The 20,977-nt window shown below is 36.1% G+C and carries 17 protein-coding genes; 4 read left to right on the top strand and 13 right to left on the bottom strand.

Annotated elements, in window-relative coordinates:
- Positions 1 to 101 precede the first annotated feature (101 nt).
- Both MJG50_RS16855 and MJG50_RS16850 read left to right on the top strand, forming a co-directional pair.
- Positions 102 to 1,361: a sensor histidine kinase gene (locus MJG50_RS16855; RefSeq protein WP_240256923.1), complete on the top strand. Its 1,260-nt coding sequence runs from the start codon at positions 102 to 104 to the stop codon at positions 1,359 to 1,361.
- 94 nt (positions 1,362 to 1,455) lie between these two features.
- Positions 1,456 to 1,773: a hypothetical protein gene (locus MJG50_RS16850; protein ID WP_240256922.1), complete on the top strand. Its 318-nt coding sequence runs from the start codon at positions 1,456 to 1,458 to the stop codon at positions 1,771 to 1,773.
- Between the two features lie 9 nt (positions 1,774 to 1,782).
- Here the strand turns inward: MJG50_RS16850 and MJG50_RS16845 are convergent, their stop codons facing one another.
- From MJG50_RS16845 to MJG50_RS16795, 11 genes are all read right to left on the bottom strand, one after another.
- Positions 1,783 to 2,484, bottom strand: coding sequence for a gamma-glutamyl-gamma-aminobutyrate hydrolase family protein (locus tag MJG50_RS16845; protein ID WP_240256921.1), 702 nt, complete (start codon positions 2,482 to 2,484; stop codon positions 1,783 to 1,785).
- Between the two features lie 4 nt (positions 2,485 to 2,488).
- Entirely contained in the window at positions 2,489 to 3,547 is a 1,059-nt protein-coding gene (locus MJG50_RS16840) for a DmpA family aminopeptidase (RefSeq protein ID WP_240256920.1), read from the bottom strand.
- A gap of 26 nt (positions 3,548 to 3,573) precedes the next feature.
- Positions 3,574 to 4,716 (bottom strand): GNAT family N-acetyltransferase, encoded by a 1,143-nt coding sequence (locus tag MJG50_RS16835; RefSeq protein WP_240256919.1) that lies wholly within the window; start codon positions 4,714 to 4,716, stop codon positions 3,574 to 3,576.
- Between the two features lie 130 nt (positions 4,717 to 4,846).
- The gene (locus tag MJG50_RS16830; protein ID WP_240256918.1) at positions 4,847 to 6,199 is read right to left on the bottom strand and encodes an aspartate aminotransferase family protein; all 1,353 of its coding nucleotides are present in this window, start codon (positions 6,197 to 6,199) and stop codon (positions 4,847 to 4,849) included.
- A gap of 30 nt (positions 6,200 to 6,229) precedes the next feature.
- On the bottom strand, positions 6,230 to 7,696 hold the full coding sequence (locus MJG50_RS16825; protein ID WP_240256917.1) for a CoA-acylating methylmalonate-semialdehyde dehydrogenase: 1,467 nt from the start codon (positions 7,694 to 7,696) through the stop codon (positions 6,230 to 6,232).
- A gap of 173 nt (positions 7,697 to 7,869) precedes the next feature.
- A complete protein-coding gene (locus MJG50_RS16820) occupies positions 7,870 to 9,504 on the bottom strand; it encodes a PucR family transcriptional regulator (protein WP_240256916.1) in 1,635 nt (544 codons plus the stop codon).
- Between the two features lie 169 nt (positions 9,505 to 9,673).
- On the bottom strand, positions 9,674 to 9,889 hold the full coding sequence (locus MJG50_RS16815) for a hypothetical protein (protein WP_240256915.1): 216 nt from the start codon (positions 9,887 to 9,889) through the stop codon (positions 9,674 to 9,676).
- 28 nt (positions 9,890 to 9,917) lie between these two features.
- The gene (locus tag MJG50_RS16810; protein WP_240256914.1) at positions 9,918 to 11,393 is read right to left on the bottom strand and encodes an NCS1 family transporter; all 1,476 of its coding nucleotides are present in this window, start codon (positions 11,391 to 11,393) and stop codon (positions 9,918 to 9,920) included.
- A gap of 139 nt (positions 11,394 to 11,532) precedes the next feature.
- The gene (gene hydA / locus MJG50_RS16805) at positions 11,533 to 12,951 is read right to left on the bottom strand and encodes a dihydropyrimidinase (protein ID WP_240256913.1); all 1,419 of its coding nucleotides are present in this window, start codon (positions 12,949 to 12,951) and stop codon (positions 11,533 to 11,535) included.
- A gap of 21 nt (positions 12,952 to 12,972) precedes the next feature.
- Entirely contained in the window at positions 12,973 to 14,259 is a 1,287-nt protein-coding gene (preA, locus tag MJG50_RS16800; RefSeq protein ID WP_240256912.1) for an NAD-dependent dihydropyrimidine dehydrogenase subunit PreA, read from the bottom strand.
- A 36-nt stretch (positions 14,260 to 14,295) separates the two neighbouring features.
- Positions 14,296 to 15,666, bottom strand: a complete 1,371-nt coding sequence (locus MJG50_RS16795; RefSeq protein ID WP_240256911.1) for an NAD(P)-dependent oxidoreductase — start codon at positions 15,664 to 15,666, stop codon at positions 14,296 to 14,298.
- 448 nt (positions 15,667 to 16,114) lie between these two features.
- On the opposite strand from MJG50_RS16795, the gene MJG50_RS16790 reads away from it, so the two are divergent.
- Together MJG50_RS16790 and MJG50_RS16785 are read left to right on the top strand one after the other, a co-directional pair.
- On the top strand, positions 16,115 to 16,897 hold the full coding sequence (locus tag MJG50_RS16790; protein ID WP_240256910.1) for an ABC transporter ATP-binding protein: 783 nt from the start codon (positions 16,115 to 16,117) through the stop codon (positions 16,895 to 16,897).
- Between the two features lie 2 nt (positions 16,898 to 16,899).
- The gene (locus MJG50_RS16785; RefSeq protein ID WP_240256909.1) at positions 16,900 to 18,546 is read left to right on the top strand and encodes a hypothetical protein; all 1,647 of its coding nucleotides are present in this window, start codon (positions 16,900 to 16,902) and stop codon (positions 18,544 to 18,546) included.
- 42 nt (positions 18,547 to 18,588) lie between these two features.
- Here MJG50_RS16785 and MJG50_RS16780 read toward each other — a convergent pair whose 3' ends face one another.
- On the bottom strand, positions 18,589 to 19,797 hold the full coding sequence (locus MJG50_RS16780) for a DUF5667 domain-containing protein (RefSeq protein ID WP_240256908.1): 1,209 nt from the start codon (positions 19,795 to 19,797) through the stop codon (positions 18,589 to 18,591).
- 105 nt (positions 19,798 to 19,902) lie between these two features.
- Positions 19,903 to 20,955, bottom strand: coding sequence for a tRNA 2-selenouridine(34) synthase MnmH (mnmH, locus tag MJG50_RS16775; protein ID WP_240256907.1), 1,053 nt, complete (start codon positions 20,953 to 20,955; stop codon positions 19,903 to 19,905).
- Positions 20,956 to 20,977 lie beyond the last annotated feature (22 nt).

Here is a 20,977-nt window from a genome sequence, read left to right as displayed (position 1 = left end):
TAGCTCATTCTATATGTAACCATATTAGTTTTAGTTCTATTGTCGAATTATTATAAATATTGTATAATTTATTTAAGACTTTAAAGTAAAAAGGTGACCCAATGGAAATCACAAAACATTTTTTCTTCAATCTTTCATTAATAATTATTGTTTTATTTATTGGCTTAATTTGGTCAGAAAGAAAAAGAAATTTAACTATTTCCAAATGGGAGGCATATATTTGGTGCGTTGCTCTTTTATGGACATGTTTTCAGTTTTCATACCAACCTACACCGAATTTTCACTTTGACCTTCGATTAATCCCAGTATTGATAGGTGGGCTCTATTTAGGAATCGGTCCTATCTTATCACTTACAGTTATTGTAATTCGGGCTTTCTACGGTATAGATTCTGGTTTCTACGCTACAATATTACTCTACCTACCTCTCGCCTTTATCTTATGGCGAAGTTATCCGCGGTTTTGGAGAAAAAGTCCAAGCAAACGAATTTGCTTATCTATCATTATTGCAATCTTCCTTAGCATATTGAATGCCTTAGGGATGGAGTTCTTTACCCCCCCTGCTAATCGATTCGATGCTTGGTTTGCTTATGTTGGGATATTGCCAATTGGAATCGGAATAATCTCTTATATTATTGAATTTGTTAGTAATAATCTCTATTTGCGCCAAACATTAATAAAATCTGAGAAGCTACAAGCTGTTGAACAAATGGGTGCTGCAATTTCTCATGAAATACGAAATCCACTAACAGCAGCAATGGGTTTTGTACAATTACTAAAAGAAAATAATCTTCCAAGACTAAAACAAAAAGAATATCTATCGATTATAAAGGAAGAGCTTGCATCTGCGGAGCAAGTAATCCAAGATTACCTTACCTTTTCAAAACCGTCATTAGAAACAATTGAAAGGCTTAACGTTAAACAAGAGCTAAATCAGGTTATCAATATATTAAAACCCACGGCTAATCAAAACTCTGTAGAAATCATAACTAATTTTGAGATGGTTGGATCGATAGAAGGAGATCGGCAGAAATTTCACCAATGCTTTTTAAATGTATTAAAGAATGCGATAGAATCGATGCCTCGTGGAGGTCAATTATTTGTTGAAACACAATATCATAAATCCCAATTGACTATCCTAGTAAGGGATACTGGAGTTGGGATGACAATAGATCAGTTAGAAAGATTAGGTGAACCATATTATTCAACAAAAGGATCTAAAGGAACTGGTCTTGGAATGATGGTTGTATATAGTATCGTAAAAGCAATGAATGGAGCGATTCTTTGTGAGAGTGAAATCGGAGTTGGTACAGTTTTTAAATTTACATTCCCTACAGTTCCCTTAAGCAATAATATCGTATAATAATCCAGCTCAATAGAGTTCGGCTTTTATTTTGTCCTAAGATTATGAGACATGCATATATTTTTAATAAGATGATTAAAAGGAGTAGGTTTCATTGAAAAAAATTGCTGCTTGTTTAGGATTAATAATAATTTTAGGTATAATTAGTTTTATCGAATCTGAGGTTGTAAAAAATAAAGAAACAATTGTTTTTTCAGGGTTGTCGCCTGATGAACAGGTGGATGCCAAAGTTGAAAATGAAAATCTAGAAAATCTGATACCATCGTTAGAAATGGTTTTAGTAGATACACAGGTTGTCAATGGAAATACCGTTGAAACATATCAAGAGTATGAGGTTTATAAAGATAAACATGGAGAAATCATTCAAAAGGTTCCAACTGAATACTATGAGTTTCTTGAGTTTTGGCGCTAAAGATAGTGCTTAACAGCTTTTTATAAATCTATTAAAAATACGTTGTGCAAATTCATCACCTTTCACTGCCAATGCTTCAGGGTGCCATTGAACTCCTAACACAAATTGATGCCTTATACTCTCAATCGCTTCTATAATGCCGTCTGATGCAACTCCTGATATGATGAATGGTTTTGGTACATTTCGGACAGCTTGATGATGGTACGTATTTACTCTAAATTTCTTAATACCTATAATATCTTTCAAAAGAGTAGATTCCTCCGCTACCACATAATGTGCGAGATGAGAACGTGTTGCTTTTTGTGTATGCTGTAATAAATTTTGATTAATTTGACTGTATATATCCTGGTACATGTCGCCCCCTATCGAAATGTTAAGAATTTGTATCCCCCGACAAATTGCAAGAATTGGTTTATCAACATTTAGCATATGTTGAATGATTGCGATTTCAAAAAGATCCCGGCCAGGAGAAATCATTCCTAAATTTGGATGTGGCTCCTCGTCAAATAAGGTCGGGTCGATATCCCCACCTCCTGTCACAACAAGGCCATCAATCATTTCTGTAAGCTGATCAATATCTGTATCAATTCCAATCGGTAAGATGACAGGTAAGCCACCTGCTTGTATTACGGATTGGATATAATCATTTGAAAGACTATGTTTATAATCTAACTCTACATGTGAAGTGATTCCAATGATTGGCTTTTTCATGTGTTCACTTCCCTTCTAGTAATAAATCATGGATATATTCATTTAAGGAAAACACTATATTTCCCATTCTCCCTACCGTCGTAGTAGCAGTAATCAAAGAATTTAAAATAGCTTCTTCTGTAGCATCTGCTACTACTTTAAATGTCTCATCTATATCATCCTCATGAATGCATCTTAATGATAAAATTGTGTCAGTAGGGACATGATTAATGCGATTAGCAGTTGAAAAACCAATAAAAATATCTCCACTACCATTTCCGATATAGGATCCAGTCCGACTGAGTCCAACACTTGCTCTTTTAATTATCCGCTTAAGCTGTCGTGATGTAATTGGCAAATCAGTTGCAATGACAATCATAATGGAACCTTTATCAGCCCCTGATGGCTGACTAGGAACTTTCTCTTTTAGGACCTCACCAACATGTAGTCCATTCATTCTAAATTGATCAAGCTCCCCGAAATTTGACAATACAAGAACTCCAATCGTATAGGTACCATGGGGATAAGAGATCACCCTTGAGGATGAACCGATACCTCCTTTCAATCCAAAGCAGCGCATACCGGTTCCAGCACCAACACTTCCTTCTTCAAACTCAGCTGAAGCTGTATGTAACGCTTCATATACATGCTCCTTACGAATCGCTTGACTACGAATATCATTTAAAAACATATCATTACATTCCCCAACAAGTGGATTAACAGTTCCAGTAGTAATACCAATTCCTCTATTTTGTTCAAGCATATAAGAAATAAGACTGTTTGCACATTCTCCAATACTTAATGTGTTAGTTAATAATATTGGTGTTTCAATGGTCCCCAATTCCTCAACCTGAAGTGTTCCTACTGTCTTACCAAACCCATTCATAGCATATGTAGCACCAATGACTTTATTGATAAATATATTTTCACCATGTGGAAAGATTGCTGTTACTCCTGTTTGAATTCCCGCTTTTTTAATGGTTGAATGACCAACAGTTACTCCAGCAACATCAGAGATTTTATTTAGTTTACCTGTTGGATGTTTACCTATTTTAATACCATAATCTCTAATTCTTTTTTGCATGTGGCAATCTCCTTCGAAAATTGCAATTAGAAGAAATCATAGAAATATGCATTATGCTGTGGAATAAAGTTTTCTAATTTCCGAATTTCCTCTTCATCACCAGTTATCATTCCTATTTGAAAAAGTTCTAGTGGACGTTTATAGCCAAAAAGGATTGTTGACAATGCATTAATCGACAGTTTGACTTTTGGATAATCTCCACTATCTACGATTGTTACTTCGTTATCGTTGATCGAAAAAGACTTCTCATTCCACGGAGCATGAGGATCTGTGACCTCAAGTACAATCCTTGCTTGGTTATAAAATTGATATTGCTTTAAAAATTCTTCCACATCAACAATTCGAACCATAAAATACGGGGTCAGCTCCCTTTTAATTTTTTGATTCTCCAATGAGAACAATAATGGTTCTTTTTCATAAGTAATGATCTCAAGATCATCAATCATTGAATCATGCTGACAGATAAAATTCCATAGTCCACTCCTCGCTTCACTCGAAACGGCAATGAATTCCTCAACCTCCATCTTCGAATCCTTGATAGAATAGAGCATATAGCCCTTAAGGCTGTTATCACAGTCAAAATAAATGGCACAATTTAGATCATCAATAACATTTTCCCACCAATCCTCTGTACGGACCAACATTCCAGAAAAACCTCTGACATACTGCTCATATACCCTTGCTACTTCTTGGACTGGAGTATTTTCTGTATACCTCTTAATTGTCCCTGGGGCAGCAGCATGCATAACTAAATCTGCCTTTTTCATTGATGTTTTAAGACGATTACTAAAAAGCTCCCATCCATATTTTCGATAAAAGGAAACTGAAAAAGGGTGGAGCATAGAAACAGTTTGACCATTTGCTCTCATTTTCATCAGAACATCTGTGAGCATTTCTTTTACATAACCTCTTCTTCTAAACTCTGGATATGTTGCAACACCTGCAATTCCACCCATTTTTAGAATGCGCTCACCAATATTTATATGAAGTGAAAGAAGGTTAAGCTTTGCAACCAGTTGGTCTTCCTCATATACACCAAATATTTGATGGTTTTTCATATTCTCAAGACGCTTTTCAATATCTTCCTTTAGAATTTTATACTGAAATGCATATTCTGATAATCTCATTGATTCCCTATAACGATCTTCGGTAATTTTAACAACAGACATTATTATTTCCTCCCAATCATTCATATGGTATTTATTTTAAATGACTATGTTGAGATGTTCTAGTTTAAATTTGCACAAAATTAAGAAAGCGACCGAAACTATAGGTCGCTATTGTTTATATAAAAATTTTTTAAATTGTTTTTATTTGCTCTGTTACTGTCTCAATAATAAAATCAAGGTCTTTATTAGTAATATTTAATGGAGGTGCTAAAGTTAACACATTGTTATATCCAGCAACTGTCGCTCCATTTTTTCCAATGATAAGCCCCTTCTGTTTGCAGCCTCCGATTACTTTATTGACCAATGCTGTTTCAAGGGGTTCTTTTGTCGCCTTATCTGTAACAAGCTCTATTCCGACTAACAAGCCTTTTCCCCTTATATCCCCAACGTATGGATGCTCCGCCAACGCATCTAATAAGCTTTGTTTCAAATACTCGCCCATTTCCCTTGAACGGTCAAATAATTTTTCACTTTCCATAATCTCTAGATTCTTTAGAGCAAGTGCACATGCAGCAGGGTTTCCTCCAAATGTATTCACGTGCCTGAAGTAATCGTACTCCTCAGAACCCTTAAAGGATTCGTAAATTTCTTTTTTAACAGCAGTTGCTGATAAAGGAAGGTATGCACTAGTGATTCCTTTGGCCATTGTGATAATATCCGGCCTCACTCCGTAGTTCATAAAGCCAAATGGTTTCCCTGTTCGGCCAAATCCACAAATGACCTCATCCACTATTAGTAGTGCACCATGTTTTTCACAAACCTCTTTTACACCTGACATATATCCATCCGGGGGAACGATGACTCCACCACCAGTAATAATCGGTTCCATTATGACACCAGCGATTGTTTCACTTAATTCCCAAGTCATCACTCGATCGATATCTTTAACAGATTCCAAATTCATTGGCTTACTATCAACCTTATCAGAGGAACGATAAAGGTCAGGTGGAGCAACATGAATAAATCCCGGTGCTAATGGCTCGTATTTATATTTACGTTGTGCTTGACCGGTTGCAGCAAGAGCACCCATGGAATTGCCATGATAAGCGCGATACCTGGATATGAACTTGTACCTACCATACTCTCCTTTCTGTTGATGATATTGTCTAGCAATCTTAAATGCTGTTTCATTTGCCTCTGACCCACTATTTGAAAAGAAGATGACATATTCTTCTCCTAGCATTTCATTTAATTTTTCCGCTAGTCTTATAGCTGGTGCATGACTATGGGTAAGTGGAAAATAGGCCATTTCTTTTAATTGCTCATATGCAGCCTCGGCAAGTTCCGTTCTGCCATAACCAACATTTACACACCATAATCCTGACATTGCATCTAAAAATCGCTGACCATTTTGATCGGTAACCCAAGACCCTTCCGCTTTTTCCACAATTAATGTTGCACCAGGGCTATACGGTCTCATTGCATGCCATACAAATTCTGCATCCTTGGTTAACAAGTTTTCACTTTGTGAGGTGCTAGCCATGCCCTTTTATCCTCCTTTTTGCACTCTATTTTAATAATCAAATCTAGAAGTAATCATCTTTTTTCGCGTGAAGAAGTTTACTCCGTCTTTTCCGTTTACATGGAGGTCACCATAAAACGAATCCTTCCAGCCAGAGAACGGGAAGAATGCCATAGTCGCAGGTACCCCGACATTTATTCCAAGCATTCCAGCATCCGCTTCTTCTCTAAATTGGCGTACAGCCTTTGCATCCTTTGTATAAATTGTTGCTCCATTGCCAAAGCGAGATTTACGAATAAATTCAAGTCCATCATCTAAATCTTTTGCACGTAAAAGACTCAGAACTGGAGCAAAAATTTCTTCCTTTGCAATCGTCATCTCAGGTGTCACATAGTCAAAAATAGTAGCTCCAAAGAATGTTCCATCTTGCATTTCATCCATTTCTTTCCTACCATCTCTAATTAAAGAAGCTCCCTCTTCTAAGCCTTTCTTAATATAATCTAGTACTTTCATTCGGTGTGAATCCCTAATAACAGGTGTGAGCAACACTTCATCATCTATACCGTTCCCGATAATTAGATCATCCGCCTTCTGTTTAAGTGCTGTCACAAACTCATCACCATCACCAACAATTACGACTGCACTACATGCCATACAGCGTTGACCTGCACTTCCATAAGCAGAACTAATAACGTTTGCGACAGCCTTATTCATATCGGCATCAGGCATAACGATGTGGTGATTTTTGGCACCAGACAATGCTTGAACTCGTTTCCCTTGAGCAGCAGCTCGCTCATATACATATTTTGCAACCGGTTGAGATCCTACGAAGGAAATCGCCTTCACATCCTCATGATCGAGTAACCCATTAACAACATCATGTGCACCATGCACTATATTTAATACTCCTTTTGGTGCTCCTGCTTCAGCGAACAATTCAACTAATTTATTTGCTAAAATAGGGGTCCGTTCAGAAGGCTTTAAAACGAATGTATTTCCACATGCGATTGCCAATGGAAACATCCAAGTCGGAACCATCATTGGAAAGTTAAATGGTGTAATCCCCCCCACAACTCCTAGTGGATAGCGAAACATCTCTGAATCAATATCTTCAGCTATATTTGAAAGCGTCTCACCCATCATTAATGTTGGTGCTCCTGCAGCAAATTCAACACATTCAATCCCTCTCTGAACCTCGCCATATGCTTCTTTATATGCTTTCCCATTTTCCTCAACAACAAGACGCGCTAATTCTTCATGGTTTTCAGTTAAGAGATAATGGTACTTATATAGTATTCTCGCTCGCTTAGGTACGGGAGTATTTTTCCATGTTTGAAATGCCTCATGTGCAGCATGAACAGCTAGATCCACATCCTTTTTTGAGGAAATCGGGACTTTTACTAATATTTCGCCAGTTGCAGGGTTTGGTACATCAAGCGTTTCCGAACTAATAGCATCAACCCATTCACCATTAATAAAATTTTTTAACACAGCCAGATTTTTATTTATCACAGTCATTAAAATATAGCCTCCTTAAATCTTATTAAAATCTTTGGAAAATACTTATATAAAATTATCCTCCATTTTGGAAATGCTTTCATTAGACAATTTGTAATATAACTGCTTGTAATTTTTACACATTGTGAATAGTAAGAATAAGACGTAAAAAAACCCACTAATTAATTAGTAGGTTACAATACATCACTTTCTATTTTTTTCATCTGTTGAGAAGAAAGTAAAAATTCATTTGATAAAATCATAAATTCGATTGCTAACCTCTTCTCGTGATTCATAAAGTCCTTCCCTAATAATTTTTCTAACTTATGTATACGATGATATAATGTTTGTCTAACAATGAATAATCTTTTCGCTGTTTCTTGCTTAGAGCCATTACAGGCTAAATATGTTTTCAATGTTTCCATCAGCTTACCATTATATCTTTTATCATAGGTGATCACCGGCTCTAAATATTCTAGGACGATTTCATTTAAATCCAAATGGCGATTTAATAGCGAGATAAGTCTAAAAATATGTAAGTCATCATAAAAATGGCTATCGGCTTGTGTTGATAATCGATCTTGAATACGTATTGTTTCAATTGCGGCTTGATAGCTTTTATCTATACTTGTGAGTCTTTCCACAAACTTTCCGACTCCTATTTTTGGCTTTGCCTTCACATTTCTGATTTGCAAGTCAGATTCAAGCAGTCTATGAATCCCTTCCTGCATTCGATTTTTCCATGTAGAGGGACTTCTTTCATTTATAAAGATAAAAACAATGGTATTTCTTTTTTCAATTGCCAAAAGGGAAAAACCTTGTTGTTCAAAAATTGCGCGAAAAAACAACTTAAAATAAGTTAAATCTGTATTCGAATAAAGGTCAAATGAATCAAGCTTACAAATGGAGACGACTGCTCCTTTTGGCTTAGTTGAAGGGGTATTAAAAGCCAAATACTCTTTAATTGATTCTTCACTCTGCTCTCCTTCTAACCATCCATTCAACCACTCCGTTTTTTCAACCCGTCGTTTTTCCTCAACATAGAGATCTCTTAATAATAGCTGTGCAAGTGCTGTTGCAGTCCTATCCAAAATAAGTTGATCATACTCAGACAACTCTCTAGTTTCAGAAGTAATGATTAACTCTGCATACTTATCGCCTAATAAATTTATTGGTAATCTAGCAATAGAGATCATCACATCTGAGTTAGGTACAGGGTAGGTATCCTTTTTTCCAATTAACTCTACTAGTCTTCTACGAACCGGATCAGCTACTTCAGGAATAAATTGTATTTCTTTATTACCAAATTCAATTATGACTTGAACACGCAAATATTGATGAATAAACTTAAGAATTTCAATGTAATGCTCAATTGTTAATAGTTTTTTATTTAAGGCCTGGGAATAGTTCTCTAAGTCTGAGATCATTTGATATTGACGATTGATTAGGAGTCCATGAATATCTTGGGTGATCTCAACAAAAGGGACTTCCTGATGAAATAGTATAATTGGAAACTGGGATTGATTAGCAATATTGATAATTTCTTGTGGAATCAAAGAGGTATACGTACCGATTTCGATACAAAGACCAGAAGCCTCTGAATCAATTAATTGTTCAACTAGAGAGATAAAATTCTCCTTCTTATCTTTCCACGCCACACCAGTTGATAATATTAATTCATTACCATTTAGGAGATTGCGTATGTTTGTCACTTCCACAACGTGCACCCATTTAACTAAGCGGAAGAGCCCTTCTTTTCCAGCAATTACTTCAATATTTTCAAAATGTTTTCTTTGTAAAATATCATTAATTGTGATGTAAGAGTTCAATTTTTTGCCCCCTTCATACCAAATTTCACAACTTTATCTCTATTATAAAGGAAGATGGCGAGTAGTTGATGATATTTTAAATTATTTCGAATATTTAAAAACAAAAAGCCGGTATCCATTTAAGTGGACTACCGGTATCAATCTTGTATGTTTTAATTTGTTACCTTCTTTATGCCCCTTCTTTTTGTTGCTTGATTAACAGTACAGCAAAATATTTTCGTGCCTCAGGATTTACAATTTGCAAAGTTTCCTTTTCAGATGCACTATTTTCAAACTCGACAAATGCACCGCTCAAATTTTCTGTTATATTTGTGATTCTAAATCCCTTTTGAATTAAATAATCAAGTCGGTCTCTTTCCTGCAAAAACATTTGATAATCTGACATATATCTATTTCTCTCCTTCCAGTTATTCTTATATCTGCGAATCTACAGTCGTATCAGGCACAACTACAGGTTCATGCCCAGCATCAATCTGCCAATCACGCCCTACTGTTATGCCTAAATATTTTTCATCACTTGGATCTTCAATTTCAGCTTGTTTATATTTATTAAAATACCAATATTTGGCGAGTATATAATAAACAATTGCACCCACTCCAAAGCCAACAAAGAATGAATATGCCGATAACCAGTATGCTGCCAGTCCCCCAATAACCCAGGCAATCATCCCAGCCATATTAACTCCATTCATATATTTAAATTGACCATGATCCTCATAAAGCTCGTGAACATTTACACGTCTCTTACGTAGGAGATAGTAATCAGTGAATAAAATACCAACAATCGCAGACAGGATACCACCAATGATTAATAGCGCAGGAATAATAACATCAAATAAATTCCACGGTTGAACTACGATCCCAACAATACCAGCGATGATAACACCTGCCCAAAAAGGAACCTTTGGACCACCAACGTTGGAGAATATAGTTGCAGCAGGAATCACATTCGCAGAAGTATTTGTTGACCATTGTGCAAACACAATCATTAATAATAAAATCCCTAAAACAAAGCCACTCGCTGCCTCCTGAAGACCAACTACAGGATCATAATTCATAACAGCAACATAAGATACAGCACCTATTATGACCATGAATGTATTTACTATCGGCATAGCGATCACGCTACCAACTATTTGTGCCTTATTGCGTTTAAACCAATTTCTTTCATTCTTGGGGGCTTTGAAAAATCTTGAAAGTGAAGGCATATCAGCTGCAAGTGTAGCCCAAAAGCCCATATTACTCATAACTACAACCATGAATGCTGTGAATGCAGCTCCGCCTGTCACTGGACTTTCTACCCATGCCCATACATCTCTTCCTTGTTCCAATGCTTTATCTGAAAGAGACACATACATCCAAGCAGAAATGAGAATAATCGTTGGTGCAGCCAAATCTGCAAACCTCTCAATTGCTTTAATACCCAGTGCAGTATTAATGAGTTGGGCTGCAGCAAAAATAATGAAGCAAATAAACCAATTGTCAAATCCAAATAATGCATGTAAGATTCCATTCATTGCAGTCGAACCAAAATACGTATTAATACCGAACCAACAAGATGCAGTTACACCACGGACAAGAGAAGGAATATGAGTACCAATCGTTCCAAATGGTGCTCGCATATAGACAGGGAAGGATAATCCGTGTTCAACACCAATATCACCAATAATTGTCATGAAAATTCCAATTAGAATCGATCCTAAAATCGTAGCAATAATAACCCATCCTAGTGGTAGATGACGGATTCCATCTCCACCAATTGCAAATGCAGCTAAAACAACAGCCATTCCAACCCAAATTACTACAAATCCAAACGTACTAACCTTCCTATCACCGTGCCCAATTGGAAGCAAATCTGGTGACTTTAAATAATTACTGCCTTTCTCCATCTTAACACCCCTTTTTTAATATTATTTTAAATATTCTGAATAATATATGCACAACTATCCTTATTCAGTCATTTTTTAAGATGAGTGTAGCTATGTGAAACCACAGCTACACTCCACCTCTATCAAAGGGTAACAGAATTTACATTGATAATGTTTTGTCTTCTACTGTTTCATAGTTCTTTCCATACTTGGCTCGCTTCAAGTATTGGCCAGCCCCAACTGTACCAACAAACTTTTTATCTTGAACCACAAATTCACCACGAGATAAAACTGAAATGGGTTCTCCAGTTACCTTCATTCCCTCAAACGCATTATAATCTACCGCCATATGATGGGTTTCCGCAGATATTGTACGCTCCACTGTTGGATCAAAAATAACAATATCGGCATCTACTCCCACAGTGATTGTCCCCTTTTTGGGATATAAACCAAATAATTTCGCTGCCCTAGTTGAAGTAATATCAACAAACTGATTTAATGATATTCTTCCTTTTTTGACACCTTCTGAGAAAAGTATTGAGAGGCGGTCCTCAATCATAGGTCCGCCATTCGGAATTTTTGAAAAGTCGCCTTTCCCAAGGTCCTTCTGTCCGTTAAAATCAAATGAACATTGATCTGAACCAATCGTTTGTAATGTTCCCGTCTTTAAAGCACTCCATAAAGCATCTTGATTCCATTTCTCACGTAATGGTGGTGACCATACGTATTTAGCACCTTCAAAATTAGGTCTCTCTAGATAGGTTTGGTCAAGTACCAAATATTGTGGACATGTTTCTCCCCAAACCTCAATTCCTCTATTTCTAGCATCTGCAATTGCCTTTGCAGCATCAGCACAAGTAACATGGACAACATAGAGTTGGGAATTAGCAAGTCCGGTAAATGTTGCTGCCCTTGCAGTTGCTTCTCCCTCAATCACCTGTGGTCGTGTTAAAGCATGATAGATCGGTTCTGTTTTCCCTCCCTCCAATGCCTTTTTAACCAAATAATCGATAACATCACCGTTTTCAGCATGGACCATGACAAGAGCACCTAGATCTTTTGCTGCAATAAGAGTTTTAAATAGGGTTTCATCATCAGCTTGTAGTACATTTTTATAAGCCATAAACACCTTAAAGGATGTTATTCCTTCTTTTTCAATGACAGATGGAAGTTCATTGAGTACAGCCTCATTAACTTCTCCAATCATCAAATGGAAGCCATAATCGACAACTGCTCTTCCATTTGATTTCGCGTGCCATGTTTTAATTGCATCTTTTAAAGGTTCACCTTTATTTGTTAAGCAGAAATCAATAATTGTTGTTGTACCACCAAAAGCAGCAGCTATTGTTCCAGTTTCAAAGTCATCTTTTGTAACAGTTCCACCAAATGGCATTTCTAGATGAGTGTGTGGGTCAACGCCCCCCGGAAACAAATAGCAGCCTTTTGCATCAATAACGTCCGCCCCTTGTTCAGACAAATTCGTTCCAATCTGACAAATGATGCCATTATCAATTAATAGATCCGCATTGAATGTATCCGTTGCAGTAACAATTATGCCGTTTTTAATGATTTTTTTCATACTTTTCCTCCTCAAAAAGGTCTATTTATTTACTGTATCAATACTACAAGAAATAGCACCGAGAGCAGCCTGACGTTCATTCCAAGTCATTGGTGGGAGTTCACTTGGGATTTCAATCATGTCAATTGCACCATCCACTGGGCAAACAATCGAACATAGATTACAACCAACACAATCCTCTTCCCTAACTTTCAAAATGCTATACCCATTTCCATCCTTCAACATATCGATACATTGGTGTGACGTGTCTTCACATGCGATATGACATTTATTACAGTTAATACATACATCATTATTAATTCTTGCGACAATCTTATAATTTAAATCGAGGTCGCCCCAATCCGAATATTTCTGAACAGACTTCCCGACAATATCCATTACAGAAGCTATACCTTTTTCATCTAAGTAATTATTCAGCCCTTCGATCATATCCTCCACAATTCTAAAACCATGATGCATGGCTGCTGTACAAACCTGTACACCAGTTGCCCCCATTAACATAAATTCAACAGCATTTTGCCAATTTGATATGCCACCGATTCCTGAGATTGGAATATTAATTCTTGGATTTCTTGCACACTCACCAACCATATGAAGGGCGATTGGTTTAACTGCAGGACCACAATATCCACCATGTGCCCCTTTTCCACCTACATGTGGAATCGTATTCCATGTATCTATATCTACCCCTGCTAAACTATTAATTGTATTAATCATGCTAATAGCGTCAGCACCGCCATTAACGGCAGCTTCTGCAGTTGCTGTAATATCTGTAATATTTGGAGTAAGCTTTACAATTACTGGTGTTTTTGCGGCTTCTTTTACCCAATATGTTTGCTTTTCAACTAATTCCGGAACCTGCCCAGAAGCTGATCCCATTCCCCTTTCAGCCATCCCATGTGGACAGCCAAAGTTCAACTCAAGACCGTCCACACCCACAGCTTCAACCTTTTTCACAATTTCATGCCATTTTTCCTGCTTTGGCTCTACCATGAGCGAAGCAATGATTGCATGATTCGGAAAACGCTTTTTAGTTTCATAGATTTCCTTAAGATTAACCTCCAAAGGTCGGTCAGTAATCAACTCAATATTGTTAAATCCGGCAACCCTTTGACCATTGAAGCTAACTGCTGCAAAGCGTGAAGTAACATTTAATATTGGGTCTCCTAAGGTCTTCCATACAGCTCCACCCCATCCAGCTTCAAATGCACGCTGTACTTGATAACCGGAATTTGTTGGAGGAGCAGAAGCTAACCAAAATGGATTGGGAGATTTTATTCCTGCTAAATTTATTCGTAAATCTGCCATAACATGACCTCCTAGTTTTTATTAGCAAAATATTATTTAAGCTATTTCTGACACAGCACCAAATAATAATTGATGAATCGCATATGCTGTTTCTTTCCCTTGCTGAGCAGCTGAAACAACCATTGCTTCACCCTGTCCTTTTCCAAAAATAACATCCCCACATGCAAATACTTTTTCATTTGATGTTTGGAAGCTATGTTCATCTATTTTTACTACGCCACCATTATGTTCTAATTCAAATTGTTCAATCAGTTCAATATACCTTGATTGACCGATTGCCTTAATGACAGCATCTACTTTTAATGTAAATTCTGAACCTTCGACTGGAATTGGTCGACGTCGTCCATCCTCACCTTGATCACCCAATTCCATTTTGATGCATTCAATTGCTTTTACCTGGCCATTCTCGTCACCAATAATACGTTTAGGTGCTGTTAACCACCTAAATTCTACTCCATCCTGTTTTGCAAATTCATATTCAAAGTCATATGCAGTCATTTCCTCGAGTGTACGTCGATAAAGAATTTTTACATTTTCAGCTCCAAGTCGTACTGAACAGGTTGCACCATCAATTGCTGTATTTCCGGCACCGATAACAACTACGTTTTTACCGACAAATTCATTTGTAATCTCCTCTGTTTTTGTGTCCTTTACAAATTCAATCGCATCATATACACCGTCTAAATCTTCACCATCTATTCCTAAATTTGGGACCGCTGACATTCCAACTGCTAGAATGACAAAGTCATAGTCCTCAAGAATTTGATTAACTGATATGTCCTTACCGACTCTCGTATTTGTACGAATTTCCACATCTAAGCTTTTTACTTGATTAACCTCCCAGAAGGATATTTCTTGTGGAAGTCTAAAGGAAACGATGCCATATGCGTTCAAACCGCCAGCATTTTCTTCTGCTTCAAATATTGTTACGGAATATCCTAATAACCCCAGTTCTCGGGCTGCAGATAACCCTGCTGGTCCTCCACCAATAATCGCAACAGACTTCCCATTCTTTTTACCCGATTTAAATAATACTTGCTCATTTTTAATGGCCCAATCTGTGGCAAATCGTTGTAAATTCCCAATCATGATTGGTTTAGTTGAATGATTAAGTACACAAGCTCCTTCACATAATTCCTCTGTTGGACATACCCTGGCACAGCTTGCTCCTACAGGATTTGCTTTCATGATCGTTGTTGCCGACCCTTTCAAATTACCTGAGGCAATCTTCTTAATAAAGGTCGGAATATCAATTCCTGTTGGACATGCCGTTATACATGGAGCATCATAGCAATAAAGACAACGGTTTGATTCTTCGATTGCCTCCTGATTCGTCAAACCTGGATGTACTTCTTGAAAGTTTTTACGTAGGTCATCATACGAAATTCTTGCATTTACATTACTCAAAATAAACAACCTCCTTTTGTATTCAAGACCAACTTATTTATATGGAAAGGACTTATCTATCATTTTAAATAGTCCTCGTTGGAATATTGACTTTGGAATTGTAGGTAATTAACTAGTTGGAAAGCGTTTACAATTTAGTAGAATATTTCAGATGGTAGAAAGATCGGTATAATTGACTGAAAAATTTGAAGTTTGTATCTATTTTACTTATTAATGGGGTCATTTGCATTATACATATTGTTAAATGATGTACATTCCATGTTATTCATTATGTAACATATAAGACTGGCTATAATTTTAAAAACAAGAATATCATATTTATCTTAAGAAAAATGTCTAAATTTCTGAAAGATGGTTATTCACGTAGGTCATTTATTTCATCCTTTTTATTAAATATTGGAAATGGTAAACTAAGAGAATACTAGAAATATTTGGAGTGGTCTATTCTATGTTAAATGAGGAGATTTTAACTATTACTAATTTGAAAAAAAACTATGGTACCCAAGAAGTGCTAAAAGGGGTTACCTTTCATGTTAATCGTGGACAAATTATTGGCTATATCGGTCCAAACGGTGCTGGTAAAAGTACAACAGTTAAAATAATGCTGGGGATTGAAGATGATTATGATGGTGAAGTAAAGATCTTTGGTATGGATATCTCAAATGGTGAAGTTGATTATAAAAAAAGGATTGGTTATGTACCCGAAATTGCAGAGATTTATGATAATTTAACTGCTCAAGAATACTTAACCTTTATCGGTGAAATATACGGTATCGAACATGAATTGGTTGATTATAAAGCAAATCAGTTAATGCAGTTATTTGGAATCGGTGAAGTACTTCATTCTAGAATTGTTTCATTTTCAAAAGGAATGCGCCAAAAACTACTGATTATTTCAAGTCTACTCCATAACCCAGATTTATTATTTTTTGATGAACCTATTAATGGCTTAGATGCTAATAGTGTAATGATTTTTAAAGAAATTATGGCACAATTAGCTGCTCAAGGAAAGACTATTTTTTATTCATCACACATAATGGATGTTGTTGAAAAAATCAGTAGCCGAATTATCTTATTACATGATGGTAGAATAGCTGCAGACGGTACTTTCGAAGATTTAAAACAACAAAATCAAGAAGGTTCATTAGAAGAGATTTTCAATCAAATAACAGGATTTAGTGAACATAAGGAAATTGCTGAAAAATTTGTAGCAGTCGTAGAAGAGGTGTAGAGATGAAGGATTTTCTTACTCTACGTATTCTAGATCGATTTAAATTTATCTTTACTCGTTTCGGAATTGAATATCCAAGGATGAGGAGTATTCTACAGGTTAAGCTTATTATGGATCAGAGACGTGTACCAACCATCTTTAATCAGCAAGCAAAGAAAAAAGGAACTGAGCATAAAGAAAGCAATGGTTACTTAAAATCATTGTGGTTGTATGTCATCTTTGGTCTTTTTACGATTCCATTTATGTTAATGGGGGATAATTATATCTTTCAAATGAGTCTAGTATTTGGGATATTAATGTTTCTGGTGATGACTTCAATGATTTCGGATTTTTCATCTGTATTACTTGATATCCGCGATCGAAATATCTTGTATCCGAAGCCTGTTAATAAGCGTACAATCAGTGCTGCAAAAATGATTCATGTTTCTATTTATCTATGGTTGCTCACAATTTCAATTATTGGGATACCGTTAATTGTTGGCCTCTTTATTAATGGATTTTTGTTTTTTCTTGTTTCGATTTTTATCACAGTTCTTCTTGATCTTTTTATTGTCGTTTTAACAGCTTTACTTTATCTACTTATATTACGATACTTTGATGGTGAAAAACTGAAAGACCTAATCAACTATGTACAAATTGGATTATCAATTGCTATTATGATCGGATATCAGCTGCTTGCAAGATCATTTGAATTAATCGATTTAAATATTGCTCTACAGCCTGAATGGTGGCAAATATTTATTATTCCAATGTGGTATGGTGCAATTTTTGAGCTTGTCATGAATAATCAATTTAGCTCCTTTTATCTGATATTAGCCATATGTGGAATAGTGATTCCGATCATTTCATTCTTTATCTATTTAAAGCTTGTACCAACATTTGAAAAAAGTCTACAAAAGCTCTCATTTCATGGAAAAGGTAAGATAAAAAAACATAGTCAAATTAGAGATAAGCTTTTAAAACTGATTTGTTATTCGAAGGAGGAACGAGCATTTTTCACTTTCGCCGGTCTAATGATGAAAAATGAGCGTGATTTTAAACTAAAGGTGTATCCCTCTTTAGGATTTTCATTAGTTTTACCGTTTATTTTATTAATAAATAGTTATACAACTAGTTCATTTGCAGAAGTATCCCAAAGTAAATCCTATTTTTCAATTTATTTTAGTTTAATTATTATTCCGACTGTAATCATGATGCTTAAGTTTTCTGGAAAATATAAAGGTGCGTGGATATATAGAGTAGCGCCATTGAACAACTTGGCTCCGGTTTTTAGTGGAACAATGAAAGCATTTATTGTGAAACTGTATTTACCACTGTATCTATTGCTATGTGTTATATTCATCGTCATTTTCGGAGTACGCATTATGCCTGACCTATTAATCATCTTTATGAATTCGATAATCTATGCGATTATTTGCTTTATGATTTTTAAAAAATCATTACCCTTCTCTGAGTCATTTGAAGCATTTCAACAAAGCAGTGGGTGGATAGTATTCGGGCTCATGCTGATTGTACCAGTTCTTGGAGGAATTCACTTCATTTCAACTTTGATTAATTTTGGTATCTTTATCTATTTTCTATTATTAATAGTTACCCTCATTATTTTATGGAAGGTTGCATTTCGGATATCATGGGGTAAGATTTCATAAGCATAGAATAAAACCAATCCAAAATCGGATTGGTTTTTCTTTTTACTCTTTATCTTTTGCTTTATGATTCTCGTTCTTTTTTTCCTGACCGTTATTAGATTGCTGCTTCTTTTCTTTATCCTTTTTTACTTCCTTTAGTTGCGAATGTTCATTTTTTTGTACGTCAGGACGCTTCTTTTCAATCTTTTCTACTTGAACTACTTTCTTCTCTTCTGCTTTAGCTTTCTTTGTTTTGATTTGTGGAGCCAACTCTGTTTTCTCTTCAGTTATATTAATGTCATCTTCTTCAACAACTGCTCCATTATCTGTTTGGACAACTTCTACATTGTCTTCAGCATCAGTGTCTGTAATCGTTTCTTCAGTTCCTTCTGCACTATCTAGTTTGTCGTCTTCCTTTGCTACAAATTTTGTTGATTTTCTTTCAAGTTTCTCAAGCTTTTTATCTAATTTTGCAAATGACTTTTGGATATTTTTCATTAAAGCCTGTTGAGCCTTCGGATTTTCTATTTTTGTTAAAGCTGCTGCCAATGCATCAATATTATGCGCGAGCTTACTCTGTACTTCATCTTCAATTTCTGGTGCTACATCCTCTACAACCTTCTCTTCAGAAGTACTTTCATCGTTTGTTTCTTCTACTGATTCTACCTCTTCCCCATTCATTTCATCAGAATCAGCAAGAGTTTCAGCTGCCTGCTCCTGTGTGGCAATTGCCTCTTTCAGAAGTTTTTCTGCTTCTTCTGTCTTCCCGTCGGCAAATAGAACATTTGCCTCAGCAATTCGTTCAGCAGTAAAATTTGCTAGAAGACGAGCTTCCTTATAATCATCAATGGTTACAGCAAGACGAATTTTCTCTGCCATAATTTTCACGAAGTAGAAGAAATCCCCAGGTACTAATGATGGCTCATTAGTTTCTTCCCCTTGATCCACTACTACGTCTGCTTCTTCTGATTGTTCTTCGTCAACTATAGTATCTTCAGTTTGTTCTTCATCAACTATAGTATCTTCAGTTTGTTCTTCATCAACTATAGTATCTTCAGGTAATGTTTCTTCTTTAACGACTGTTTCTTCATTTGAAATTACCTCATCAGATACATTGGTCACATCCGTAGTACCATTTTCCTGTGAAACTGTAGTATCAGCTTGATCAGTAACTTCCCCATCTGCAAAAGCTGCACTTGTACCTAATGAAAAAATAAGTGCAGATGCCATAACACCTCTTGTGACAGATTTTGTGAATTTTACTTTTTTCATAAACTTCTTCCCCCTTATTTTTCGTTTCGATAAATATTTCGTCGAATATTGACTTTTATGTCCGTATATACGAAAAAATTTGAGAGACTATCAAAAATCGTACATCTATTTTAAAGAAGGCAGTTTCTCTTTAATAATTCCCTTAATTACTTGTACAGCATCATCAACATTTTTTGCCTCAATTATAATATTACGATCCTCAGGATGTTGAACCGCCGTATATTTATAGCGTGGGTCATAGTAAAACTCCAAAAGTAACCTTACAGCAGTTTGGAAATCCTCATTCTCTAAAGAAGCCTCAATTGCCGCTGCAATTGGGGTATGGATTCGTTTTTTGATTCGATCAAAGGCCTCCATGCATTCCTTATGATGTTCCCATGGGCGATAATCTTCGATGATGTGGTTTACTCTTTCCTCGATAGGCATCTTAATAAAAATTTGAATACCTTCATCTTTCTTTTTTAATAGGAAGTCAGGGAGTACTGTCCTACCAATTCGCTTGCTCTCTGCCTCAAATAATACTAAAGGAGATTGTTTGTACTTAAGTGCGTCCTGTACAAACATAATATCGAACATTTTTTGATTATGGGGTTTTAACCCAATTTGTCCGAATACCGATCCGCGGTGATTCGCCATTTTCTCTAAATCCAAAACAGGATAGCCCTCATTTGCAAGATGATTCAAAATCATAGTCTTTCCTGTTCCTGTATAACCATTAAGAACATAAGCCTCTGGCAAAAATTCCTGCCCTAGATCATCTAAAGTTTCCACGATCCACTTTCGATAGGCGTGAATTCCTCCTACTAAGCGGTATGAGTGTATTCCCATTAATGCAAGGAGGGTAGCTGAAGTTTTACTTCTCATTCCTCCCCTCCAACAAAAGATTCCTTTTTCTCCATCAATTTGTTGGAAAGACCTAATAAAATCGGGAAGCTTAACTGAGATAATTTCAAGCCCCCGCTCCTTTGCAGCATCTATGCTCACTTGCTTATATATGGTACCGATTTCAGCGCGTTCCTCATCAGTAAAGAATGGAATATTCACACTACCAGGGATTGTAGCCTCTTTAAATTCTGAGGGAGATCTAACATCAACTAGCACTAATTCATCATTTTTCTGTTTTTGTAAGAATTGTTCTACTGATATGTCTTGAAACATCATTTTCTCCGCCTTTTCAAAT

The sequence above is a fragment of the Fredinandcohnia quinoae genome (genome assembly GCF_022427965.1).
Classification (GTDB): domain Bacteria; phylum Bacillota; class Bacilli; order Bacillales; family Bacillaceae_L; genus Ferdinandcohnia; species Ferdinandcohnia quinoae.
This window is presented reverse-complemented; position numbering and strand designations above follow the sequence as displayed.